Source organism: Streptomyces sp. AK010 (assembly GCF_014207295.1).
Classification (GTDB): domain Bacteria; phylum Actinomycetota; class Actinomycetes; order Streptomycetales; family Streptomycetaceae; genus Streptomyces; species Streptomyces massasporeus.
Genome location: NZ_JACHCX010000002.1, coordinates 395,523 through 419,725, shown reverse-complemented (window position 1 = coordinate 419,725; position 24,203 = coordinate 395,523). Strand labels below are relative to the sequence as shown.

Below are 24,203 nucleotides of genomic sequence, written 5' to 3'. Positions count from 1 at the left end.
GCGCACGGGCCTGTTGTGCGCGACACGGTACCCCCAACCAGCGGCTATCGGCCGAGCAGGACCACCTCGACCTCGGTGCCGGGCTCGACACGGACGGTGTCCTCGGGGACGGCGATCAGGGCGTCCGCGTGGGCGAGGGCGGCGACCAGGTGGGATCCGGCGCCGCCGACCGGTGTGACCTTGCCGTCGGCGTAGGTGCCGCGCAGGAACTGACGGCGGCCCTTCGGGGAGGTCAGCGCCTTGTCGGCGGTCAGCGTCGCCCGGGTCGTGGGGCGGTGGACGTCCCGCAGGCCCATGAGGGCGCGGATCGCGGGGCGGACGAACAGCTCGAAGGAGACGTACGACGACACCGGGTTGCCGGGCAGGGCCAGCAGCGGGGTGTGGTCGGGACCGATGGAGCCGAAGCCCTGGGGCTTTCCGGGCTGCATGGCGAGCTTGCGGAAGTCGATGCCGCTGCCGGGCTCGTCCTCGTCGCCGACGTGCGACAGCGCCTCCTTGACCACGTCGTACGCGCCCACGCTCACCCCGCCCGTGGTGACCACCAGGTCGGCACGGACCAGCTGGTCCTCGATGGTCGAGCGCAGGGTCTCGGCGTCGTCGGCGACGGCACCCACCCGGTAGGCGATGGCGCCGGCGTCGCGGGCTGCGGCGGTGAGGGCGAAGCTGTTGGAGTCGTAGATCTGACCGGTGCCCAGTTCCGTGTCGGGCTGGACGAGTTCGCTGCCGGTGGAGAGCACCACCACGCGCGGGCGCGGGCGGACCCGGACCGTGCCGCGGCCGATCGCGGCGAGCAGGGAGATCTGGGGCGGGCCGAGGACGGTGCCGGCCTCCAGGGCGCGGTCGCCGGCCCGCACGTCGCTGCCCTTGGCGCGCACGTGCGCGCGTGCCTCGGCCGGGCGGTACACCTGCACGTGCCCGGTGGCGCCCTCGGGGCCGAGGCTGCGGGCGGGCATGCCGCGCACCGGGCCCTCGCCGAGCCCGCCGTCGGTCCACTCGACGGGCACGACCGTCTCGGCGCCGGGCGGCAGGGGGGCGCCGGTCATGATGCGGGCGGCCTGGCCGGGGCCCACATGGAGCAGTTCGGCCTGGCCGGCGGCGACGTCCCCGACGACCTCGAGGGCCGCCGGGAACTCCTCGCTCGCGCCCGCGACGTCCGCGACCCGTACCGCGTATCCGTCCATCGAGCTGTTGTCGAAGGGCGGCAGGGACACCGGCACCGTGATGTCCTCGACGAGGACGCAGCCCTGGGCGTCGAGCAGATGCAGCTCGATGGGTTCCAGGGGCCGGACGGTGGCGAGGATGTCCTCCAGGTGCTCGTCCACCGACCAGAGGTGGTCGGGGCCGAAGTGGTCCTGGCCGGTGACGTGGGGCGCGGCGCTGCTCAACGTGCTACATCTCCTCGGCTACGTAACTGCGAAGCCAGGTCCGGAAGTCCGGGCCCAGGTCTTCACGTTCGCATGCGAGTCGGACAATGGCACGCAGGTAGTCGCCGCGGTCGCCGGTGTCATAGCGGCGGCCCTTGAAGACGACGCCGTGCACCGGGCCGCCGGTCTTCTCCGCGGCGGTAGCCGCTGATGTGTATGTCTCGGCGAGCTGCTGGAGGGCGTCGGTGAGCTGGATCTCGCCGCCGCGGCCGGGCTCGGTCCGGCGGAGTATGTCGAAGATGTGCGGGTCGAGGACGTAGCGGCCGATGATGGCGTAGTTGGAGGGCGCGTCCGCCGGGTCGGGCTTCTCGACGAGGCCGCTGACCTGGACGACGTCACTGTCCTCGGTGGTCTCCACGGCCGCGCAGCCGTAGAGGTGGATCTGCTCGGGGGCGACCTCCATGAGCGCGATGACGCTGCCGCCGCGCTGCTCCTGGACCTCGACCATGCGCTGCAGCAACGGGTCGCGGGGGTCGATGAGGTCGTCGCCGAGGAGGACCGCGAAGGGCTCGTCGCCCACGTGCGGGGCGGCGCACAGGACGGCGTGGCCGAGGCCCTTGGGGTCGCCCTGGCGGACGTAGTGCATCGTCGCGAGGTCGCTGGACTCCTGCACCTTGGCGAGGCGGCCGGCGTCGCCCTTCTTCTGCAGGGCCGACTCCAGCTCGTAGTTGCGGTCGAAGTGGTCCTCGAGGGGGCGCTTGTTGCGGCCCGTCACCATGAGGACGTCGTCGAGACCCGCGGCGACCGCCTCCTCGACCACGTACTGGATCGCGGGCTTGTCCACGACCGGCAGCATCTCCTTGGGAGTGGCTTTGGTGGCCGGCAGGAACCGGGTGCCGAGGCCTGCTGCGGGAATGACAGCCTTGCTGATCCGAGGGTGCTGAGTCATGTCCGCCACCCTATCCGGTGCCTTTGCATGGAATCTGCGGCTCCGGTTCATAGGTGCTCATACGAGCGTATTGCCATAGTACGGGAGCAACCATTGAGGCCTATCGCACGTCCGGGCGAGCCTGACAAGCGGAGTTTGCGGCGCGAGATCCTCGCGGTGAGGAGCAGGTTGACGGCGGATGACCTGCGGGATACGTCGGCCGAGCTGGCCGGTCGGGCGCTGGAGCTGCCCGAGTTGGGGCAGGCCGGGACGGTGGCGGCGTATGTCTCGGTGGGGAGCGAACCGGGGACGCGCGCGCTCCTGGACGCGCTGCACGCCCGGGGCGTGCGCGTGCTGCTGCCGGTCCTGCTGCCCGACAACGACCTGGACTGGGGGCCGTACGAGGGCGAGGCCTCCCTGGCGCGGGTGCAACACGGCGGCAGGATGGCCCTCTTCGAACCCGCGGGCGAGCGCCTCGGGCCGGATGCCGTGACCACCGCCGACACGGTGCTGCTGCCGGGGCTCGCGGTGGACGCGCGCGGGATGCGGCTCGGGCGGGGCGGCGGCTCGTACGACCGGGTCCTCGCACGGCTGGAGCGGGCGGGCGCTCATCCCGCCCTGGTGGTGCTGCTGTACGACTCCGAGGTCGTCGGGCACGTCCCGGAGGAGCCGCACGACCGGCCGGTGCACGCGGTGGTGACACCGTCGGGGGTACGGCGGTTCATCCCGGAGCCGTGACGCGAAACGGCCCTCCACGCGTGCGTGGAGGGCCGTTCGTCCTACGGGTGCCGGTGGCTCACGGTTTGAGCACCAGCTTGTCGCTCGTGCTCTTCTCGACCGCCTGGTCCGAGAAGGCCCACGGCAGCAGCTCACCGTCGGCCCACTTGTCGGTCTGGTCGACGTAGTGGGCGCTGTAGGCGTGCCCTGAGGCACCGGTGAGGTTGATCCACTTCGACTTGTCGAGGTCGCCGAGGTTCACCACCATCCGCATGGACGGCACCCACACCACCCCGTAGCCGCCGGCCGCGTTCCAGCCGGTCGCGTTGACCGTGGCCTCGCCGCCGCCGAGCTCCCAGGGGCCGCGGTTGAGGGCGTACTGGATGAATTCGGGGCCCGCGGTGCCGAGGGTCTGGTTCTTCAGGAACAGGCGGTGCAGCCGGCCCCAGCTCCAGGAGTCGATGTCCTTGCCGAGCTTGGCGGTCAGCTCCCAGCGAGCGTCGATCATGGCCCGCTTGAACAGCTGGTCGCGGTTGTGGGCGGCGGGGCGGGTGCCCACCTTGGGGGTGCTCCACCATTCGCTGTCCGGCTGGTCCATCAGCTTGCGGACCACCTCGAACCACCGGTCGCCGCCGTCCGGCTGCGCCTTGTCGGGGTCGCGCTGGCCGCACTCGCGGACCTTCTCGGCCTCGTCGGCGGGGCCGGTGGTGTTGACCGGCTCGACCCACAGGCACTGGCCCTTGGGACGCAGCTCCTTGGGCAGCTTGTTGCCGAAGGCGAGCTTGAGGACGTTGCGCCAGACCGCGTTGAAGTAGGCCGCGGCCGCGGAGTCGGCGTCCTGGGTGTAGTCCCAGCCCTCCAGGAGCTTCTGCGCCTCGCGGACGTCCTTGTTCTCGGGGTCGATCTTCAGCAGCGTGGGCACCAGCAGCCGGGCGACCTCGCTGCTGTTGTCCAGCTGCATCTGGCGCATGTCGTCCGTGGAGATCTTGCCGCCGTCCTTGATCTTCGACTGGATCAGGTCGGTGATCCGCTGGCTGCGCGCGCCGTAGCCCCAGTCCGCGGTGAGCGTGTACGGGTACTTGTCCGGGTCGATCACGGCCTGGTTGGCGGTGACGATGTAGCCGCGCTCCGGGTCGTACTCGTAGGGCAGCGCGTCCTGCGGGATGTAGCCGGTCCAGCGGTACTCGGGGTCCCAGCCGGGCGCCGGGATGGAGCCGTTGTCGCTCTCCTCGCGCAGGGGGATCTTCCCCGGCAGCGTGTAGCCGATGTGGTTCTCGTTGTCGGCGTAGATCAGGTTCTGCGACGGCACCTCGAACTGCGAGGCGGCCTTGCGGAAGTCGGTCCAGTTCTTCGCCTTGTCCATGGCGAAGACGGCGTCCATGGTGGTGCCGGGCTCCAGGGCGGTCCAGCGCAGCGCGACGCCGTAGCCGTCACCCCGGTCGGGTGCGGCGGTGTCGACGGTGGCCTTCCTGCCGACCTTCACGAGCTCCTCGTCGCGGTCGGACAGCAGGGGCCCGTTGTTGGTCTCCCGGACGACGATCTTCTTGGACTCGCCCCCGGCGACCTTGATGGTCTCCTCGCGCGTCACGAAGGGCTTGACCTTGCCGTCGTACAGGTAGCCGTCGCCGGTGATCTTCTCCAGGTAGAGGTCCGTGACGTCGACGCCGGAGTTGGTCATGCCCCAGGCGATGTCCTGGTTGTGACCGATCACCACGCCCGGCATGCCGGCGAAGGTGTAGCCGCTGACGTCGTACTGGCACGTGCTGGAGACGCTGCGGCAGTGCAGGCCCATCTGGTACCAGACGGACGGCAGGGACGGCGACAGGTGCGGGTCGTTGGCCAGCAGCGGCTTGCCGCTGATGGTGTGCTTCCCGCCGACGACCCAGGAGTTGGAGCCGATGCCGTCGCCGTTCACGCCGACGGCCGGCGGGAGGTCGTCCAGGACCCGGGTCAGGCCGCCGAGCTGGCTGTCCAGGCCCGCGGTGCCCGAGGCCCCGGAGGCGGTGCCGCTCATGCCGGAAGCGGTACCGCTCGTGCCGGAGCCGCCGGACGCCGTGCCGGTGGAGGTGCCGCCCGTTCCGTTCGTCCCGGAGGCGCCGTTCGTGCCGGAGGTGCCGTTCGTGCCGCCCTGCTGGAACGCTCCCGCCAGTTCGCTGTACTGGCCCTCCTGGACGATCGCCTTGTTCCGGCTGTACGGGTACTGCGGGTACAGGTCGGCGATCTGCTTCGGGCCGAGGCGGCTGGTGAGCAGGGCGCGGTCGATCTCGTCCTGCATGTTGCCGCGCAGGTCCCAGGCCATCGCCTTCAGCCAGGAGATCGAGTCGACCGGGGTCCACGCCTGCGGCTTGTAGTCGTGGGTGAAGCCCAGCGCCGCGTACTCCAGGGAGATGTCCTCGCCGTCCTTGCCCTGGAGGTAGGAGTTGACTCCCTCGGCGTAGGCCTGGAGGTACTTCTTCGTGGCGGGCGACAGCTTGGTGTCGTACTCCTGCTTCGCGACCCGGTCCCAGCCGAGGGTGCGCAGGAACTCGTCGTTGTCGACCTGGCTCTTGCCGAACATCTCCGACAGCCGCCCGGAGGCCATGTGGCGGCGGACGTCCATCTCGTAGAAGCGGTCCTGCGCCTGGACGTAGCCCTGCGCCATGAACAGGTCCGCGTCGGAGGAGGCGTAGATCTGCGGGATGCCGTAGTTGTCGCGTTTGACCTCGACGGGACCCGACAGGCCCTTCAGCGTGAGGGTGCCCTTGGTCTGCGGGAAGGAGGCCCGGACGGTACTGATGGACCAGTACGACCCGTAGGCCACGCCTCCGATGAGGGCCAGCACCAGGACGAGCACGATAAGTCGGGCTTTGCGCCCCTTTCTCCTGCCGGACTTGCCGGGCTGCTGACCCGTGGAGGCGGTGGTGTTGGGGGGCATCGCTGTCCTTGCTGTCCTAACGCGAGCGGCAGGTTCGGCTGTGCTTTTAACTGAGCGCTGGAGCAACGATAGGCGCAGGGCCTTGCACCCCTTGACGCGGAGTCGGGAACCAGCGCGCACGGACGTTCGATCTTGCCCCCGGAAGCGTCAAGAAATCGTCAAGAGTTAGGTAAGGTAACGAAGTAGTTGGCGCGGTGCGCCACAGCTTGATGTGCGATGTACGTGAGCCCACGCGGGCGTGCGTGCGGGCCAGGGAAGGATTCAGCCGCTGACTGTTCACCACCTCAACCAGCTCCTGCTCGTCTGCTCGCTCGTCCTGCTCGTCGCCGTCGCAGCGGTACGGATCTCCTCGCGCAGCGGGCTCCCCAGCCTGCTCGTGTACCTGGGGATAGGCGTCGCCATGGGCCAGGACGGCGTGGGCGACATCCACTTCGACAACGCCGAACTGACCCAGGTCATCGGATACGCGGCCCTGGTCGTGATCCTGGCCGAGGGCGGTCTGGGCACGAAGTGGAAGGAGATCAAACCGGCCCTGCCCGCCGCCACGGCACTGGCGCTGGCCGGTGTCGCGGTGAGCGTCGGGGTGACGGCCTCTGCCGCGCACTATCTGATCGGGCTGGAATGGCGGCAGGCGCTCATCATCGGGGCGGTCGTCTCCTCGACGGACGCGGCGGCCGTGTTCTCCGTGCTGCGCAAGATCCCCCTGCCCGCGCGCGTGACGGGCATGCTGGAGGCGGAGTCCGGCTTCAACGACGCCCCGGTGGTCATCCTCGTGGTGTCCCTGTCCACGGCAGGGCCGGTCGAGCACTGGTACTCGCTGCTGGGCGTGATCCTGCTGGAGCTGGCCATCGGCGCGGCCATCGGTCTCGCGGTGGGCTGGCTGGGCTCCTGGGGGCTGCGACACGTGGCGCTGCCCGCGTCCGGCCTCTACCCGATCGCCGTCATGGCGATCGCCGTGGTGGCGTACGCGGCGGGCGCGCTGGCCCACGGCAGCGGCTTCCTCGCGGTGTACCTCGCCGCGATGGTGATGGGCAACGCGCGACTGCCGCACTGGCCGGCCACGCGCGGGTTCGCCGACGGGCTCGGCTGGATGGCCCAGATCGGCATGTTCGTCCTGCTCGGCCTGCTGGTCACGCCGCACGAGCTGGGCGATGACATCGTGCCCGCGCTGGTCATCGGGCTGGTGCTGACCATGGTGGCGCGACCGCTCAGCGTGGTGCTCTGCCTCTCGCCGTTCCGGGTGGCCTGGCAGGAGCAGGCCCTGATGTCCTGGGCGGGACTGCGCGGGGCCGTGCCCATCATCCTGGCGACCATCCCGATGGTGCAGGGCGTCGACGCCAGCCGCCGGATCTTCAACATCGTCTTCGTGCTGGTGGTCGTCTACACCCTGGTCCAGGGCCCGACGCTGCCCTGGCTGGGCCGCAAGCTGCGCCTCGGCGACGGTTCGCAGGCCTCCGACCTCGGCATCGAGTCGGCACCCCTGGAGCGGCTGCGCGGGCACCTGCTGTCCGTGGCGATCCCCGACGGATCGAAGATGCACGGCGTGGAGGTGGCCGAGCTGCGGCTGCCGCACGGCGCGGCCGTCACGCTCATCGTGCGCGGCGGCGAATCGTTCGTCCCGCTGCCGACGACGATCCTGCAACGAGGGGACGAGCTCCTGGTGGTCGCCACGGATCCCGTCCGGGACGCGACCGAGAGCCGGCTGCGGGCCGTGGGACACGGCGGCAAACTGGCCGGCTGGCTGGGGACGGACGGGGCAGGCCAGTAAGACAGGTTTTATCCCCAATGTGATTTGCAAGGCGGACCGGCCCGTGGTGCTCACTTTCACAGGCACGCACCCCTTGATCCCTGTACGATGAAGGCGTTATTCAGATCGAACCAACTCTGCCTGACGCAGAGCTGGCGCGACCGTATGGCGGTCGGGACACCCCTCCTCACCGGGCCCCGGCATCTACCGCAGTTCCGCGCAAGAGGACAGCTCTCGGCGCCGCCCGCTACGGGGCCGCGCTACCAGGCGGCAGAAAGGCACGGGCCGTGGTGTCCACGGTCACCTCGAAGGCGTCGGAGAACCCGGCGGCTTCCGCCCGCCCGGGATACGGCCGGCTGCTGCGCACCCGCGGCGCCTGGACGTTCCTGCTCCCCGGCTTCGCAGCACGTCAGCCGTTCGCGATGCTGACCATCTCCATCGTGCTGCTGGTGCAGCACACCACCGGCTCGTACGGAGCGGCGGGCGCCGCCGCGGCCGTCACCGGTGTCTCCATGGCGCTGTTCGCGCCGTACAGCGGCCGCCTCGCCGACCGCTACGGGCAGCGCGCCGTGCTGATCCCCGGCGTGCTGCTGCACGCACTGTCCGGGCTGACGCTCACCGCGCTGGCGTTGCTGGACGCGCCCCTGTGGGCGGTGTTCGTGGCGGCCGTCCCGACCGGTGCCTCGGTGCCGCAGGTCGGCCCGATGGTGCGGGCCCGCTGGGGCGTGAAGCTCAAGGACTCGCCGCTGATGACCACCGCGGCGGCCTTCGAGTCCGTCACGGACGAGCTGACCTTCGTGGTCGGACCGCTGCTGGCCACCGCCCTGTGCACGGCGGTCGACCCGGCCGCCGGACTGGTCACGGAGGCCTCGCTGACCCTGATCGGCGGCCTGCTGTTCGCCGCGCAGAAGAGCACGCAGCCCTCCGTCGCCGCCGACGGGCACGCGCGCGTGGAGCACGGTTCGGCGCTGCGCGTCCCCGGGGTGCGCGTGCTGATCGTGACCTTCCTGGGCATCGGCACCGTCTTCGGCGGCATGCAGGTCTCGCTGGCCGCGTTCACGGAGTCGATCGGCGAACCGGGCCTGAACGGCGTCCTCTACGGCGTCTTCGCCGCGGGCAACATGCTCTCCGGCGTGGTCTGCGGCGCGATCGCCTGGAAGGCCGCCCCGCAGCGGCGCCTGGTCGTCGGCTACACGGCGCTCGCCCTCACCGCGTCGGGCCTGTGGGCCGCCCACTCCGTGCTGGTCCTCGCCGGCCTCGGCCTGCTGGTCGGCATGTGCATCGCGCCCGCCCTGATCACCGGCTACACCCTGGTCGACAGCCTGGTCCCGGCCGGTGCCCGCACCGAGGCCTTCACCTGGCTGACCGGAGCGGTGGCACTCGGCCAGGCCGCCGCCGTCACGGCCGCCGGTCAGCTCGAGGACCGCTTCTGGTCGGGCGCCGGTTTCCTGGTGCCGATGGGCGGCACGGTCCTGGCCCTGGCGACCCTCCTGGCCCTGCGTTCCCGGCTGGCGGCGCGGGGCAACGGCCGGACCGTCGCGCGTGGCGTGGGTCACCGCGTGCCGGTGGCAGTGGACTGAGCGGCCGGAATACGTCACTATGGATCGTCGTTAGCACTCATCGAGTGAGAGTGCCAGGAGGAAGACAGTGCCGACCTACCAGTACCAGTGCACCGCGTGCGGCGAGGGCCTCGAGGCGGTGCAGAAGTTCACCGACGACGCCCTGACCGAGTGCCCCAGCTGCAAGGGCCGCCTGAAGAAGGTGTTCTCGGCGGTCGGCATCGTCTTCAAGGGCTCCGGCTTCTACCGGAACGACAGCCGCGGCTCCTCGTCGAGCAGCTCCCCGGCCGCGAAGTCGTCGAGCACCTCGTCCTCGGGCTCGTCGTCCTCCGACTCCGGCTCGTCGAGCTCCGGCTCGACTTCGTCGTCGAGCACCAACAGCTCCTCCAGCAGCAGCACCACCGCCGCGTAAGGCCTGATTCTTACGGGACCCTGTCACCTTCGGGCGACGGGGTCCTCGGCGTTTCCGCCTGCGGTTAGGGTGCGGGCATGGCGAACAAGGCGAACGTGACGGACCAGGCAGGCGCCGGGATCGGCGTCATCGGCGGCTCGGGGTTCTACTCCTTCCTCGACCACGTGACCGAGATCCAGGTCGACACCCCGTACGGGCCGCCGAGCGACTCCCTCTTCCTCGGTGAGGTAGCCGGCCGGCGGGTCGCCTTCCTGCCGCGGCACGGACGGGGCCACCACCTGCCGCCGCACCGGATCAACTACCGGGCCAACCTGTGGGCGCTGCGCTCGGTCGGCGTACGCCAGGTCCTCGCCCCCTGCGCCGTGGGCGGTCTGCGCCCCGAGTACGGGCCGGGCACGCTGCTCGTGCCGGACCAGCTGGTCGACCGCACGAAGTCCCGCGCCGGCAGCTACTTCGACGGGCATCCGCTGCCGGACGGCTCCGTGCCGAACGTGGTGCACGTCTCGCTGGCCGACCCCTATTGCCCGTCCGGGCGGGCCGTCGCGTTGAAGGCGGCGCGGGGCCGGGACTGGGAACCGGTGGACGGCGGCACGCTGGTCGTCGTCGAGGGGCCGCGCTTCTCGACCCGTGCGGAATCGCTGTGGCACCAGGCGCAGGGCTGGTCGGTGGTGGGCATGACCGGCCATCCCGAGGCGGCGCTCGCCCGTGAGCTGGAGCTCTGCTACGCGTCCCTGACCCTGGTCACCGACCTCGACGCGGGTGCCGAGACGGGCGAGGGGGTCTCGCACGACGAGGTGCTGCGGGTGTTCGCGGCGAACGTGGACCGGCTGCGGGGGGTGCTGTTCGACGCGGTGGCAGGGCTGCCCGGGGAGGGTGAGCGGGACTGTCTGTGTGCCAGTGCGCTGGGTGGGATGGATCCGGGGTTCGTGCTGCCGTAGCCGGCGGGCCCTGGTCTCCCGGGCTCCCGGGCTCCCGGGCTCCCGGGCTCCGGGGCTCCGGGGCTCCGGGGCTCCGGGGCTCCGGGGCTCCGGGGCTCCGGGGGAGGGTGGAACGTGCCGTTCGGGTGAGGGAGTTGTCCACAGGCCGGCAGTGGGTCCACAGGCCTGAGCGGGCGGCGTCGGGAAGCCTCATCGTGGGGAGCGCAAGCCGGTCCCTCGTCGCAGGTGGTGGTCCCCATGTCCCTCGCTCGTTCCTCGGTCGTGCCTTCGTCGCCCTCCTGGTCGCTCGCCTCGTACCCGCGCGGGGCCGAGGTGCCCGCGACGCGTGAGGTGCCGCGGTTCGACCCGGTGCGGGTTCGCGGCGGTCACCGGTCCGCCCGGCTCGTGCGGCACCGGCGGCGGGCCGTGGCCGTCGGACTCGCCGTCACCGCGACGGCACTCGTGGCGGCGGGCCCGCGCGATTCAGACGGGGCCCGTGGTCATCCCCGGGCCCGGCCTCCCGCGCACACGGCCGCCCTGTCCGGGGAGCAGTCCGCCCACCCGCGCCGCGCCGCCGGGGCGGTGACGGCCCCGGTCCGCATCGCCGACGCGGCCACGGTGCGGCTGCTGCGGCCCGGGGACCGGGTCGACGTCATCGCCGCGGAGGGGACGGTGCCGGGCGGCGACGCCCGGGTGGTCGCGCGCGGGGCCAGGGTGACGAAGGTGCCCGAGCCGCTGGCGGACGCGGGCGACAGCGGGGCGCTGGTCGTGCTGTCGGTGCCGCGGGCCACCGCCGCGCGGCTGGCCGGCGCGAGTGCCACGGGGCGGCTGGCGGTGACGCTGTGGTGATGCTGTGCGTGATCTGGTCAAGGCCCTCGTTCGAAGGACCCGAGTGCTCGGTTCGGCCCAGGCGTGACGTAGGTTGCGGAGCGTTTTGTTCCACAAGCTGCTCGTACGAGGAGAGGCCCCGAGGTGAGCGAGAAGAAGGAACCGAGCGTCTGGCAGGGCTTCAAGACCTTCCTGATGCGCGGGAACGTCGTGGACCTGGCGGTGGCGGTGGTGATCGGTGCCGCCTTCACCAACATCGTCAACGCCGTGGTGAAGGGGATCATCAACCCGGTCGTCGGAGCCATCGGGACCAAGAACCTCGACCACTACAGCTCGTGCCTGAGCTCGACCTGCGAGGGCGAGCAGGGCATCCAGATCCTTTGGGGTTCCGTTCTCGGCGCCGCCCTGAGCTTCGTGATCACCGCGGCGGTCGTCTACTTCCTGATGGTCCTGCCCATGGCGAAGTACCTGGCCCGGCAGGAGGCGCGCCGGAAGGCGAAGGAGGACACGCAGGAGGTCCTCGAAGTCACCGAGCTGGAGGTCCTGAAGGAGATCCGGGACGCCCTGGTCGCCCAGCGAGGCTCGGGGCACGACCGGCAGTAGCGGCGTCACGGGCGGTGGCCCGGGCCCTTCGAACGGCGTCGGCGGCGGCCTCGCGGGTGGTTCAGCGGTCCCGGGCGGTTCAGCGGTCCCGGGCGGTTCAGCGGTCCCGGGCGGTTCAGCGGTCCCGGGCGGTTCAGGGGTCCCGGGCGGTTCAGGGGTCCCGAACGGTTCAGGGGTGGCGGACGGTTCAGAGGTGGTGGGGCGGCTTCTCGTCCAGGAAGCGCTTGAGGTCCGCCGCACTGCCGCCGGAGTCGGCGCGCTCGCCCCAGCCGCGGTCGGTGTCGTCGAAGGACTGCTGGTCGAGCGGGTCGTCGAAGACCAGCGCGGGCTTCGGCTCGCGCGGCTCGGGGCCGGGGACGGTACTCATGCAACCAGGGTACGGTCGCGGAGAAATTCCCCGCGCCTTCTGCTGTGCTGGGACGCATGACGTCCAGCCCCGCTCCCCCGCCCGTCCCCTCCGGCGCGCCCGGCATCCGACAACCCCTGGGCAGGCTCCGGGCCCGTGGCCGCGACGAGGCGCACCGGACGGCCTCGCCGCTGGAGCTCTTCTTCGACCTGTGCTTCGTCGTGGCCGTCGCCCAGGCGGGCATCGAGCTGGTGCACTCCGTCGCCGAGGGGCACGCGGGCCAGGGGATCCTCGACTACGCCATGGTGTTCTTCGCCCTGTGGTGGGCGTGGATGAACTTCACCTGGTTCGCCTCGGCGTACGACAACGACGACGTCCTCTACCGGGTCGTGACGCTGGTGCAGATCGCCGGTGTGCTGGTTCTGGCGGCGGGGGTCTCGCGGGCGTTCGAGGAGCACGACTACCTCGTGGTCTGGCTGGGCTACGCGATCATGCGGGTGGCCATGGCGACGCAGTGGCTGCGGGCGGCCCGCGCCGCCGAGGGCCCGGAGCGGACGACGGCCCTGCGCTACGCCGGCGGCGTGCTGACGTGCCAGGTCGGCTGGCTGGGGCTGCTGTTCCTGCCCGAGGGCGCCCGGCCCTGGTGGTTCCTGGTGATGGCGCTGCTGGAGATGTGCGTGCCGCCCTTCGCGGAGAGGGGGCACACCACGTCCTGGCACCCCCGCCACATCGCGGAGCGGTACGGGTTGTTCACCATCATCGTGCTCGGCGAGACGATCGCTGCGGCCACGGTCGCGATGAAGTCCGGCATCGACGAGAACGACGCGCTGGGCGAGCTCCTCCCCATCGCGACGGGCGGGCTGCTGATCGTCTTCGCCGCGTGGTGGATCTACTTCGTGGTGCCCATCCACGGCCATCTGCGGTCCAACCGGCAGGCGTTCCTCTGGGGCTACGGCCACTACGTGGTGCTCGCGTCGGCGGCGGCGATCGGGGCCGGGCTGGAGGTGGCGGTGGAGGAGACGGTCGGCAAGGCGCACATCTCCACGCTGGCGGCGTCGGCGGCCGTGACCCTGCCGACGGCCCTGTACCTGCTCACGGTGTGGGCCCTGCACTCACGTCACTTCAAGCGGGGCATCACCCAGCAGCTGGTGCTGCCGACCACGGCCCTGCTGGTGATCTGCTGCACGTTCCTCGGGCACTGGGCGGTGTTCGCGGCGGGTGTGGTCTGCGCGCTGTCGGTGGTCGCCGGAGAGACGCTGGCGGCCACGCGCCCCGCCGCCCGGCAGAGCGGGACGGCCACGCGAACCGGGTGAGAGCGCCCGCGCTCCGTCGTTCGCGACCGTCGCCGGGCTGATCTCCCCCGGCAGGGCGGCGGACCGAGGGCGGCGCCCTGCTCGGCTCACCCACCTACTCGGCACGCCCACGCTCGGCACGCCCTCCTCGGCGCACCCACCGGCTCGGCACGCCCTCCTCGGCACACCCACCGGCTCGGCACGCCCGCCGGGACCGGCAGCTCGACGAGACTGTGCGTCATGACAGTTGACGCACTGACGGATGTCTCCGGCCTGCGGGTGGGGCACGCGACCCGCATCGGCGACGGTTGGCTCACCGGCACCACCGTCGTCCTCGCGCCGGAGGGCGGGGCCGTGGCCGCCGTGGACGTGCGGGGCGGCGGGCCCGGCACCAAGGAGACGGACGCGCTGGATCCGCGCAACGTGGTGCGGACGGTGGAGGCGGTCGTGCTGACCGGTGGCAGCGCCTACGGGCTCGACGCGGCGTCGGGGGTGATGGCCTGGCTGGAGGACCGCCGGCGCGGCATCCGGGTCGGGGCGGACCCGGCGCATGTCGTGCCGGTGGTGCCCGCGGCCTGCGTCTTCGACCTGGGGCGGGGCGGCGACTTCCGGGCCCGGCCGGACGCCGCGACCGGCCGGGCCGCGGTCGAGGCCGCCGCGGCGAGCGAGCTCGGCGCACCCGTGCCCCTGGGGTGCGTGGGCGCGGGCACCGGAGCGGTGACCGGGGTGGTGAAGGGCGGTGTCGGCAGCGCGAGCACGGTGCTCGGGTCGGGGATCACGGTGGCCGCGCTGGTGGTGGCCAACGCGGCGGGTTCGACGGTGGATCCGGAAACGGGGGTGCTGTACGGGGAGTTGTTCGAGGGACGGGTGGAGTACCCGGGGGCGGAGGTCCACGCGGCAGCGCAGCGGCGTCTGGCGGAGACGGCCGCGAGGAGCACGCCGCCGCCGCTCAACACCACACTCGCGGTGGTCGCCACGGACGCGGATCTGTCGAAGGCACAGGCGCAGAAGCTGGCCGGCACGGCGCACGACGGCATCGCCCGGGCGGTGCGTCCGGTCCATCTCCTCAACGACGGGGACACGGTGTTCGCGCTGGCGACGGGTGACCGCGCGCTGGACGCCGCGAACCCGCTCGCCCTGAACGAGATCCTGGCGGCGGGCGCGGACATGGTGACGCGGGCGATCGTCCGGGCCGTACGGGCCGCGGAGACGGTGGACGGTCCGGGCGGGGCGTGGCCGTCGTACGGGGAGTTGTATGCGGGCCGCTGAACAGGCCTGCGCACAGCGGATCCACAGCCGGCCCGGAATGTGTCGCGGTTCTGTCACGTGACGGCCTTCATGGGAAACGGACGGAACCCGACCGGCTCCCCCGCCCCTCTTCTCCCACGTACTGGAGCGGATCACGCAACATCACATGAACTAGGAGCAGACCGTGACAACGCCGAACATTTCAGCGCGGCGCACTCTGGGGGCCTGTGCCGCCCTGATGGTCGGCGCCCTGACGCTCACCGCCTGCGGTGGCAGCGCCAACGCCAAGGACGACGAGAAGGACGGCAAGGGCGGCACCAAGACGTCCGTCGCGAAGATCGCCATCTCGGCCAAGGACGGTTCGACCGGCGCGTCCATCAACTCGACCGGTGTGAAGGTCAGCGACGGGAAGCTGACCGACGTGAAGATGACGGTGGCGGGCAGCGGGCCGACCGTTGCGGGCTCGGTCTCCGGTGACGGCACGGTGTGGAAGCCGAAGGAGCAGCTGGAGCGCGGGACCAAGTACCAGATATCGGCGACCGCCAAGGACGCGGACGGCCGGACGGCCGCGGCCAACTCCATCTTCACGACGGTGACGACGTCCAACAGCTTCATCGGGACGTATACGCCGGACAACGGCATGACGGTCGGTGTGGGCATGCCGGTGTCGTTCACCTTCGACAAGGTCATCACCGCGCGCAAGGACGTGCAGTCGCACATCACGGTGACCTCCAGCAGCGGGCAGAAGGTCGTCGGGCACTGGTTCAACGGGCAGCGGCTCGACTTCCGGCCGGAGGAGTACTGGAAGGCCGGCTCCAAGGTCACGATGAAGGTCGACCTGGACGGGGTCGAGGGCGCGAACGGCGTATACGGGGTGCAGAAGAAGACGGTCACCTTCACGGTGGGCCGTTCGCAGGTCTCCACGGTCGACGTCAACACCCAGACCATGACGGTGGTGCGGGACGGCAAGACCGTCAAGTCGATCCCGATCTCGGCGGGCAGCCCGGAGCACACCACGTACAACGGGCAGATGGTGATCTCCGAGAAGTTCGTGCAGACCCGGATGAACAGCCGGACGGTCGGTCTCGGCGGCGAGTACGACATCCCGGACGTGCCGCACGCGATGCGTCTGACGACGTCGGGCACCTTCATCCACGGCAACTACTGGTACAACAAGGGCAACCCGCCCTTCGGCCGCCAGGGCACCAGCCACGGCTGTGTGGGTCTCGCCGACGTCCAGGGCGCGGGGGGCAGCACGTCGGCGAAGTGGTTCTACGACAACTCCCTGATCGGGGACGTGGTGATCGTGAAGAACTCCCCCGACAAGACGGTGTCGCCGGACAACGGGCTCAACGGCTGGAACATGCCGTGGAGCCAGTGGGTCTCGGGCGGCACTGCCTGACCTGCCGAAAGTCCGTCCCTCCAGGGGCTTTTGACCGAACCGACCGGGCCGCGCGGGAACCATTCGCGCGGCCCGCGCGTTTTCCCGGACGTACGTTTTCTCGGTTCCCGGACATGATGTCCGACCGAGGGGCTACGGTATGCACCCACAAGGTGACATGCAGCAACGCCGGGAGAAACCTTGAGCGTTCCGTACGAGACGGCAGCGTACGAACCCCACGACTCGCCCGAGTCTCCGGAGGAGCACCTCGCGCGACTCCTCGGCCGCGCCCTGAACTCCTTCGAGCTACCGGACGAGGCGATAAGGCGCCTGGACTGCGCGCTGGCGCACGACGGTTCGCTGCATTCCGCGCACCACAGCGCGGGCCTGCACCGGGAGACGTACCGGCACACGTGGCTGCTCGCCGACGGTTCGGCGCTCACGCTCTGGGAGCTCGTCCACAACACCGCGCCCGGCAGCGAGCCGCAGCACGAGGTGTACATCGACGAGGAGGAGCTGCGCGCCGCCACCGCGCGACTGCCGCTGCCGCCGGACACCCCGGACTTCGAACTGCCGGTGACGGTGCAGCTCTCCCCTGTCCCGGCACCCCGGCACGCGTACGCCGCGGAGAACTCCGCGGACCACGCGCGCAGGTTACTGCGCCGGGCGGAGAACACGGACCGGCCGGGCGCCGACACGGCGGACCTGCTGGCCACGGCGTCCGGGCACCAGATCACCCAGGCCTTCGGCCGGCCGTGCCGCGCGGGCCGGGCGGGGCTGGGCTTCTCGCTCTACGAGCACGCGTTCCTGCTGCGCGACGGCGCGGAGGTCTCCCTCTGGGAGGTCGAGCACACGGCGACGCCCGACGGGCGGCACATGTGCGAGGTGTACGTCAGCGAGGACGCGGCGCGTGAGGCGATGGAGCGGCGGGCGGCGCAGCTCTCCTGAGACGGGCCCCGGACCTGTCGTGTGGAGCAGGTCCTAGACGCCTCTGTCGCCGAGTTGACGCACCAGCTCGGCGAAGGCGTTTCTCTCCTCGGCGGTCAGTTCCACGGACTCCGACCGGGGGCCCGTCTGCCGCTGTTGCGGGAGGGCGGGGAGAGGGTGGCCTTCGGGCCATCGGGAGACGTGCTCAGGCATGCGCCCCAGTAGACACCACGGCCCGGGACTACGATCCCGGGCCGTGATTTTCGTGATCTATCTCGCAGGTGGCATGAACGGTTCACACACCCCGAAAGGGGCGAACCCCGGCCGTTTCAGGCCGCGACGGGCTGCTTCTCCTCCGCCGCCCGGACCGCGCCGCCCTCGCCGGAGGCCGGCGCGGCGCCCGGGGCCGGCTTGCGCATGCCCTTCAGGACGACGACCAGGGCCGTCGTGACGCAGACGCCCGCGGCGATGGCGACCAGGTAGAGGAACGGGTTGCCGATCAGCGGGACCACGAAGATGCCGCCGTGCGGGGCGCGCAGAGTGGCGCCGAAGGCCATCGACAGAGCTCCGGTGACCGCGCCGCCCGCCATGGAGGCCGGGATGACGCGCAGCGGGTCGGCCGCGGCGAAGGGGATCGCGCCCTCGGAGATGAAGGAGGCGCCGAGCACCCAGGCGGCCTTGCCGTTCTCGCGCTCGGTCTGGGTGAAGAGCTTGCCCCGCACGGTCGTCGCCAGGGCCATGGCCAGCGGCGGGACCATGCCGGCCGCCATCACCGCGGCCATGATCTTCATGGCCGAGTCGCTGGGGCTGGCCACCGCGATGCCGGCCGTGGCGAAGGTGTAGGCGACCTTGTTGACGGGGCCGCCGAGGTCGAAGCACATCATCAGGCCGAGGAGCGTGCCGAGCAGGATCGCGTTGCTGCCGGACAGGCCGTTCAGCCAGTCGGTCATGCCCTTCTGGGCCTCGGCGATGGGCTTGCCGATGACGACGAACATCAGGAACCCGACGATCGCCGAGGAGATCAGCGGGATCACCACCACGGGCATGATGCCCCGCAGCGCCGCCGGGACGTTCACCTTCTGGATCGCCATCACCACGCCACCGGCGATCAGACCGGCCGCCAGACCGCCGAGGAAGCCGGCGTTGATGTTGAACGCGATCATGCCGCCGACGAAGCCGGGCACGATGCCGGGCCGGTCGGCCATGCCGTAGGCGATGTAGCCGGCCAGGACCGGGACGAGGAAGCCGAAGGCGACGCCGCCGATCTGGAAGAGCAGGGCGGCCCAGCTGTCGGCCTGGGTCCACAGGAAGTGGTCCATCACCGACGGGGCCTTGTTGATCTTGTAGCCGCCGATCGCGAACCCGAGGGCGATGAGCAGACCGCCCGCGGCGACGAACGGCACCATGTAACTGACGCCGGACATCAGCCACTTGCGCAACTTGGTGCCGTAGCCCTCGCCGGATTCGCCCCCGCGCTCCACCGGGGTGGCAGGGGCGGATCCGGAGGTGACCTCGCCACGCGCGGCCTTCTCACGGACCTCGGCGATGAGTTCGGCGGGGCGGTTGATGCCCGCCTTCACTCCGACGTCGACGGTGGGCTTGCCCGCGAAGCGCTCCTTCTCCCGTACGGGGACGTCGTGGGCGAAGATCACGGCGTCCGCCGCCGCGATGACCTCCGGGGCGACGCGGGTGAAACCGGCCGATCCCTGGGGCTCGACGGTGAGTTCGACGCCCGCCTCGCGGCCGGCGTTCTCCAGCGACTCGGCGGCCATGTAGGTGTGGGCGATGCCCGTGGGGCAGGAGGTGACGGCGACGATGCGGAACGGGCGCTTTGGGGAGGGCTCTTCGGCGGCGGTGTCGTCGTCGGTGACCGTGGCGGCGGCGGGAGAGGCCGCTCCCGCCGACGCCACGGTGTTCTCGGAACCCGCCGGGGCGGGCGCGTCCGGCTCGTCGCCGCGGATCAGGGCCGCGGCCGCGGAGGCGTCGCCCACCGCGCGCAGGGCGTCGGTGAACTCGCTGTTCATCAGCTGCCGGGCCAGCGACGACAGGATCGTCAGATGGGCGTCGTCCGCACCGGCCGGCGCGGCGATCAGGAAGATCAGGTCGGCGGGGCCGTCCGCCGCGCCGAAGTCGATGCCGTCGGCGCTGCGTCCGAAGGCGAGCGTCGGCTCGGTGACGTGCTCGCTGCGGCAGTGCGGGATGCCGATGCCGCCGTCCAGGCCGGTCGGCATCTGGGCCTCGCGGGCGGCCACGTCGGCGAGGAAGCCGTCCAGGTCGGTCACCCGGCCCAGGGCCACCATGCGCTCCGCGAGGGCACGCGCCGCCGCTTCCTTGGTGTCGGCGGACAGGCCGAGGTCGACCAGGTCCGCCGTGATCATGTCGCTCATCGCGGGCTCCTTAGCACGCGTATCGCCCGGTGGGAGGGGTGGGCGGGGAGGGGGACGGGGGTGCGGTGGGGGGTGACGGGGAGGGAGGCGGGGCGGGTGGGTAACGGGGAGGGGGCCCGCCGTTCGCGCGTCGGTCCGCGCTGCTCGTCGTGGGTCATGAGGCCGGCTCCTTGCGGGTCATGAGGCCGGCTCCTTCAGCACGCGGTCCGCCGGGACCTCGGCCGTGACCGTCACCGCCGCCGGGTCCAGGTCGCCCGGCGTCGGCATCACGCTGCCGGGCAGCTGGACGGCCGCGGCGCCGTGCGCGACGGCGGAGGCCAGGGCCTCGGGGCCGTTGCCGCCGGCGATCAGGAAACCGGCGAGGGAGGAGTCGCCGGCGCCCACGTTGCTGCGGACGGCGGCCACGCGGGCGCTGCCGAACCAGGCGCCGTCGTCAAAGACGAGCAGCTGTCCGTCGGCGCCGAGGCTCGCGAGGACGGCCCGGGCACCCATCTCCCGCAGTTCCTCGGCGGCCTTGACGGCGTCGCCGACGGTGGCGAGGGGGCGACCGACGGCTTCGGCGAGCTCCTCGGCGTTGGGCTTGACCACGTCGGGCCGCTCACGCAGGGCGGCGAGCAGTGCGGGCCCGGAGGTGTCCAGGGCGATCCGTACCCCGGCGGCGTGCGCGCGGGCGACGAGGTCGGCGTACCAGGAGGGGGCGAGCCCGCGCGGGAGGCTGCCGCAGCAGGCGATCCAGGAGGCGTCGCGGGACTGCTGCCGCACGGTCTCCAGGAGCAGTTCCCGTTCGGCGCCGGAGAGTTCGGGGCCGGGGGCGTTGATCTTCGTCAGGACGCCGTCGGACTCGGCGAGGGCGATGTTGGAGCGGGTGGCCCCGGCGACCGGGACGGGCGCGACCTCGATGCCCTGCTGGTCGAGCAGGTCGGCGACGAGTGCGCCCGGGGCGCCGCCCAGGGGCAGGACCGCCACGGTGCGCCGGCCGGCCGCGGCGACGGCGCGCGAGACGTTCACGCCCTTGCCGCCCGGGTCCATCCGCTCGCCGGTGGCGCGGATGACCTCGCCGCGGTCGAGGGACGGCACCTCGTAGGTGCGGTCCAGGGACGGGTTCGGGGTGACGGTGAGGATCATGCGCGCACTACTTCCGTGCCGCCGCGCTCGATCGCGACGGCGTCTTCTGGGCTCAGCCCGCTGTCGGTGATCAGCAGGTCCACATCGCTCAGGTCACCGAAGCGGGCGAAGTGCTCCTGGCCGTGCTTGGAGGAGTCGGCGAGCAGCACCACGCGACGGGCGGCGGCCACGGCCGCGCGCTTCACGGCGGCCTCGGCGAGGTCGGGGGTGGTCAGGCCGTGCTCGGCGGAGAAGCCGTTCGCGGCCACGAACAGCACGTCGGCGCGGATCTCGCCGTACGCCCGCAGCGCCCAGGCGTCCACGGCGGCGCGCGTGCGGTGCCGTACGCGCCCTCCGATGAGGTGGAGCTGGATGCCGGGGTGGTCGGCGAGGCGGGCCGCGATGGGGAGGCTGTGCGTCACGACGGTGAGGGAGGCCTCCAGCGGGAGGGCGGCGGCCATCCTGGCCACCGTCGTCCCGGCGTCGAGGATCACCGTGCCCTCGTCGGGCAGCTCGGCGAGGGCCGCCTTGGCGATGCTGTCCTTCTCGTCGGCGGCGGTCGTCTCGCGCTCGGCGAGGTCCGGCTCGAAGTCGAGGCGCCCGGCCGGGATGGCCCCGCCGTGCACCCGGCGGACGAGTCCGGCGCGGTCGAGGGCCTTCAGGTCCCGGCGGATCGTCTCCGCCGTCACCTGGAACTGCTCGGCCAGCGACACGACATCCACTCGGCCGCCGTCACGGGCGAGCCGGAGGATCTCCTGCTGCCGCTCCGGTGCGTACATGTCCGTTCACCTCCACCTCATGCCCGAACGTGTGGTTTCAGCGGGAGGCTACGCCGAGATTTCCGCAAAGTAAACAGGTTCGGACCCAGTCGGGCACAGGCAGAAACGCGAGCGGGCCCGGCACCCGAAGGTGCCGGGCCCGATGTGTCCCCAGCCGACAGCCCTGAGGGCACCGATTCCCTAGGAGGCCAGCGCCGGTTCCTTCTCCTCCACCGGCGCCTGCTCCCCCTCCACGTGCTGAGCGGGCCGCTTCGGCAGCGCGAACATCAGCAGGAAGATGGCGCCCATCACCGCGGCGACCCAGCCGAGCGCGTTCTGGAAGGCGTCCACGAAGGCCGGACCCGCCTGCTCCGGCCGCAGGTGGTCGGAGATCGTGCCGAAGAACACCACCGACACCAGGCCGAGCCCCAGCGCGTTGCCCATCTGCTGCACGGTGTTGATCAGCCCCGACGCCGAACCGGCGTGCTCGCGCGGCACCTCCGAGAGGATCGCGTCGGTCAGCGGCGCGACGATCAGGCCCATGCCGACGCCCATCACGACGAGCGGCAGCGCCATCTGCCAGGGGGCGATGGCGAGGCCGTAGTGCCCGGACTCCCAGATGTAGAGGAGCACTCCGGCCGCCATCACCAGCGCGCCCGCCTGGAGCACCTTGCGGCCGAAGCGCGGGACCAGCATCTGCACGGACATCCCGGCGGCCGCCGACACGGCGATCGAGAACGGCACCCCGGTCAGGCCCGCCTTCAGCGGCCTCCAGTTCAGCCCGACCTGCATGTACAGCGTCCACACGAGGAAGAACACGCCCAGCGCGACCCCGAAGACCGTCTGCACGGCGATCCCGGCCGCGAAGCTCTTGACCTTGAACAGCGACAGCTCGACCAGCGGGGAACCGTCCCGCGCGGCCTTGCGCCTCTCGTACGCCACCAGCACCACGAGGACGACGAGCGAGCCGGCCATCGAGACGTATCCCCACACCGGCCAGTCCAGCTCGCGACCGCGGATGAGCGGATAGAGCAGCATCAGCAGGCCCAGCGTCACGAGCGCGACGCCCACCAGGTCCAGCTTCAGGGCGCGCGGCGCCTTGGACTCGGTGATGAAGCGGCTGCCCAGGATCAGTCCGGCGATGCCCACGGGCAGGTTGATCAGGAAGATCGACCGCCACTCCCAGCCGAACAGATTCCACTCGGTCAGCAGCGCGCCGAGCAGCGGACCGGACACGGCCCCGAGTCCGACGACCGCGCCGAACAGCCCGAACACCTTGCCCCGCTCGTGCGCCGGGAAGGTGGCGTGCACGATCGACAGCACCTGCGGCACCATCAGCGCCGCCATGCCGCCCTGGAGGAAGCGCGAGGCGACCAGCATCTCCGGGTTCACCGCGAGGCCGCACAGCGCGGAGGCGACCGTGAATCCGCCGATGCCGACGAGGAAGATCCGCTTACGCCCGTGGATGTCGCCGAGCCGCCCGCCGGTGATCAGGCCCGCGGCGAAGGCGAGGGCGTAACCGGCGGTGATCCACTGGATCTGGCTGAAGGAGGCGCCGGACTCCTGCCGGATCGACGGTATGGCGATGTTGACGATGGTCACGTCGACGAGGTCCATGAAGGCCGCGGTCATCACGATCGCGAGGGCGAACCAGCGCCGGCGGTCGGTCCCGCCGCCCGCTGTGCGCAGAGTGGTGTCGGTGGAGTTCATGCTTCGAAGGTAGACCCCCATTAGGTCAGATCATGACCTAGTGGTGCGGCATCCTCTTCGGTATGACGACGGACACTCCGGCTCGGCTGCTGACTCTCCTCTCCCTCCTCCAGACGCCCCGCGAATGGCCCGGCGGCGAGCTCTCCGAGCGGCTCGGGGTGTCGCGTCGCACGGTGCGGCGGGACATCGACCGACTGCGGGAGCTCGGTTATCCCGTCCAGGCGACCAAGGGCGCCGACGGCGGCTACCGGCTGGTCGCCGGCAAGGCCATGCCGCCGCTCGTGCTCGACGACGAGGAGGCCGTGGCCATCGCGGTCGGGCTGCGCGCCGGGGCGGGGCACGCGGTGGAAGGCCTGGACGAGGCGTCGGTGCGGGCGCTGGCCAAGCTGGAGCAGGTCCTGCCGGGACGGCTGCGCCACCGCGTGACCACCCTCCAGGCCGCGACCACACCGTGGACCAGCGGGGACGGGCCGAGCATCGCGCCCGAGACACTGACCGTCATGGCCTCGACGGTGGCCGGGCACGAGCGGCTGCGGTTCGCCTACCGGGCGGCGGACGGCACTCAGACGCGGCGTCTGACGGAGCCGTACCGGCTGGTGTCGACGGGCCGCCGCTGGTACCTGGTGGCGTACGACATCGACCGGGACGACTGGCGCACGTTCCGCGTCGACCGGGTCGGCGAGCCGTTCGCCACCGGGGCACGCTTCGTGCCGCGCGAGCTGCCGACGGGGAACGCGGCGGAGTACCTGCGGCGCTCGATGCAACGGCAGCAGCCGGTCTACGACTTCGAGGTCACGTTCGCCGCCCCGGCCGACTTCGTCGCGGCCCGGGTGCCCCACTGGCTGGGCACGCCCGAGCCGTTGGACGACGGCAGCTGCCGGCTGCGGGGATCCGTCGGGGACGCGGTGCAGTGGGTGGCGTTCCGGCTGGCGATGCTGGAGTGCGACTTCGTGGTGCACGAGCCGGAGCAACTCGTCACGGCGGTGAGGGAGTTGGGGGCGCGGTTGAGCAGGGCGGCGGCCGGAGGGGACGCGGGCGGGGGTGTGGGTGGCGGGGTGTGA

At 71.5% G+C, this 24,203-nt stretch carries 21 protein-coding genes; 12 read left to right on the top strand and 9 right to left on the bottom strand.

What is annotated here, in order from left to right:
• Positions 1-44: 44 nt before the first annotated feature.
• Positions 45-1,385, bottom strand: coding sequence for a gephyrin-like molybdotransferase Glp (glp, locus tag HDC93_RS05210; RefSeq protein ID WP_185007590.1), 1,341 nt, complete (start codon positions 1,383-1,385; stop codon positions 45-47).
• 4 nt (positions 1,386-1,389) lie between these two features.
• Positions 1,390-2,313, bottom strand: coding sequence for a UTP--glucose-1-phosphate uridylyltransferase GalU (gene galU / locus HDC93_RS05205; protein WP_185007588.1), 924 nt, complete (start codon positions 2,311-2,313; stop codon positions 1,390-1,392).
• A 168-nt stretch (positions 2,314-2,481) separates the two neighbouring features.
• Between galU and HDC93_RS05200 the strand changes: the two genes are divergently transcribed.
• Positions 2,482-3,030 (top strand): 5-formyltetrahydrofolate cyclo-ligase, encoded by a 549-nt coding sequence (locus HDC93_RS05200; RefSeq protein ID WP_398983856.1) that lies wholly within the window; start codon positions 2,482-2,484, stop codon positions 3,028-3,030.
• Between the two features lie 58 nt (positions 3,031-3,088).
• Here HDC93_RS05200 and HDC93_RS05195 read toward each other — a convergent pair whose 3' ends face one another.
• Positions 3,089-5,923 carry a penicillin acylase family protein gene (locus HDC93_RS05195; RefSeq protein WP_185007584.1) on the bottom strand — a complete coding sequence of 945 codons (2,835 nt, stop codon included), beginning with the start codon at positions 5,921-5,923 and terminating at the stop codon, positions 3,089-3,091.
• 238 nt (positions 5,924-6,161) lie between these two features.
• On the opposite strand from HDC93_RS05195, the gene HDC93_RS05190 reads away from it, so the two are divergent.
• The 6 genes from HDC93_RS05190 to mscL all read left to right on the top strand — a co-directional run bounded on the left by HDC93_RS05190 (position 6,162) and on the right by mscL (position 11,989).
• Entirely contained in the window at positions 6,162-7,691 is a 1,530-nt protein-coding gene (locus HDC93_RS05190) for a potassium/proton antiporter (RefSeq protein ID WP_185007582.1), read from the top strand.
• A 266-nt stretch (positions 7,692-7,957) separates the two neighbouring features.
• Positions 7,958-9,250: an MFS transporter gene (locus tag HDC93_RS05185; RefSeq protein ID WP_185007580.1), complete on the top strand. Its 1,293-nt coding sequence runs from the start codon at positions 7,958-7,960 to the stop codon at positions 9,248-9,250.
• A 67-nt stretch (positions 9,251-9,317) separates the two neighbouring features.
• A complete protein-coding gene (locus tag HDC93_RS05180; protein WP_185007579.1) occupies positions 9,318-9,641 on the top strand; it encodes an FmdB family zinc ribbon protein in 324 nt (107 codons plus the stop codon).
• Positions 9,642-9,718: 77 nt separating this feature from the next.
• A complete protein-coding gene (locus HDC93_RS05175; protein WP_185007577.1) occupies positions 9,719-10,579 on the top strand; it encodes an S-methyl-5'-thioadenosine phosphorylase in 861 nt (286 codons plus the stop codon).
• A 237-nt stretch (positions 10,580-10,816) separates the two neighbouring features.
• Positions 10,817-11,407 (top strand): hypothetical protein, encoded by a 591-nt coding sequence (locus tag HDC93_RS05170; RefSeq protein WP_221516232.1) that lies wholly within the window; start codon positions 10,817-10,819, stop codon positions 11,405-11,407.
• 123 nt (positions 11,408-11,530) lie between these two features.
• Positions 11,531-11,989, top strand: coding sequence for a large conductance mechanosensitive channel protein MscL (gene mscL / locus HDC93_RS05165; RefSeq protein WP_185007575.1), 459 nt, complete (start codon positions 11,531-11,533; stop codon positions 11,987-11,989).
• Between the two features lie 187 nt (positions 11,990-12,176).
• On the opposite strand, the gene HDC93_RS05160 is transcribed toward mscL, so the two are convergent.
• The gene (locus HDC93_RS05160) at positions 12,177-12,356 is read right to left on the bottom strand and encodes a hypothetical protein (RefSeq protein ID WP_185007573.1); all 180 of its coding nucleotides are present in this window, start codon (positions 12,354-12,356) and stop codon (positions 12,177-12,179) included.
• 56 nt (positions 12,357-12,412) lie between these two features.
• Between HDC93_RS05160 and HDC93_RS05155 the strand changes: the two genes are divergently transcribed.
• The 4 genes from HDC93_RS05155 to HDC93_RS05140 all read left to right on the top strand — a co-directional run bounded on the left by HDC93_RS05155 (position 12,413) and on the right by HDC93_RS05140 (position 17,204).
• Positions 12,413-13,648, top strand: a complete 1,236-nt coding sequence (locus HDC93_RS05155; protein ID WP_185007571.1) for a low temperature requirement protein A — start codon at positions 12,413-12,415, stop codon at positions 13,646-13,648.
• A 219-nt stretch (positions 13,649-13,867) separates the two neighbouring features.
• A complete protein-coding gene (locus HDC93_RS05150; RefSeq protein WP_185007569.1) occupies positions 13,868-14,896 on the top strand; it encodes a P1 family peptidase in 1,029 nt (342 codons plus the stop codon).
• 163 nt (positions 14,897-15,059) lie between these two features.
• Positions 15,060-16,277 (top strand): Ig-like domain-containing protein, encoded by a 1,218-nt coding sequence (locus HDC93_RS05145; protein WP_185007567.1) that lies wholly within the window; start codon positions 15,060-15,062, stop codon positions 16,275-16,277.
• 180 nt (positions 16,278-16,457) lie between these two features.
• A complete protein-coding gene (locus tag HDC93_RS05140; protein WP_185007565.1) occupies positions 16,458-17,204 on the top strand; it encodes a DUF6227 family protein in 747 nt (248 codons plus the stop codon).
• A gap of 33 nt (positions 17,205-17,237) precedes the next feature.
• Here HDC93_RS05140 and HDC93_RS05135 read toward each other — a convergent pair whose 3' ends face one another.
• The 5 genes from HDC93_RS05135 to HDC93_RS05115 all read right to left on the bottom strand — a co-directional run bounded on the left by HDC93_RS05135 (position 17,238) and on the right by HDC93_RS05115 (position 23,142).
• Complete coding sequence (locus HDC93_RS05135) at positions 17,238-17,396, bottom strand: hypothetical protein (RefSeq protein WP_185007563.1); 159 nt, start codon at positions 17,394-17,396, stop codon at positions 17,238-17,240.
• Positions 17,397-17,512: 116 nt separating this feature from the next.
• Positions 17,513-19,570 (bottom strand): fructose-specific PTS transporter subunit EIIC, encoded by a 2,058-nt coding sequence (locus tag HDC93_RS05130; protein WP_185007561.1) that lies wholly within the window; start codon positions 19,568-19,570, stop codon positions 17,513-17,515.
• Between the two features lie 177 nt (positions 19,571-19,747).
• Positions 19,748-20,695, bottom strand: a complete 948-nt coding sequence (pfkB, locus tag HDC93_RS05125) for a 1-phosphofructokinase (protein ID WP_185007559.1) — start codon at positions 20,693-20,695, stop codon at positions 19,748-19,750.
• Positions 20,692-21,453, bottom strand: a complete 762-nt coding sequence (locus tag HDC93_RS05120; protein WP_185007557.1) for a DeoR/GlpR family DNA-binding transcription regulator — start codon at positions 21,451-21,453, stop codon at positions 20,692-20,694. Before HDC93_RS05120 ends, pfkB begins: the two co-directional genes overlap by 4 nt.
• Positions 21,454-21,633: 180 nt before the next feature.
• Positions 21,634-23,142 carry an MFS transporter gene (locus tag HDC93_RS05115; RefSeq protein WP_185007555.1) on the bottom strand — a complete coding sequence of 503 codons (1,509 nt, stop codon included), beginning with the start codon at positions 23,140-23,142 and terminating at the stop codon, positions 21,634-21,636.
• A 62-nt stretch (positions 23,143-23,204) separates the two neighbouring features.
• Between HDC93_RS05115 and HDC93_RS05110 the strand changes: the two genes are divergently transcribed.
• Positions 23,205-24,203 carry a YafY family protein gene (locus HDC93_RS05110; RefSeq protein ID WP_185007553.1) on the top strand — a complete coding sequence of 333 codons (999 nt, stop codon included), beginning with the start codon at positions 23,205-23,207 and terminating at the stop codon, positions 24,201-24,203.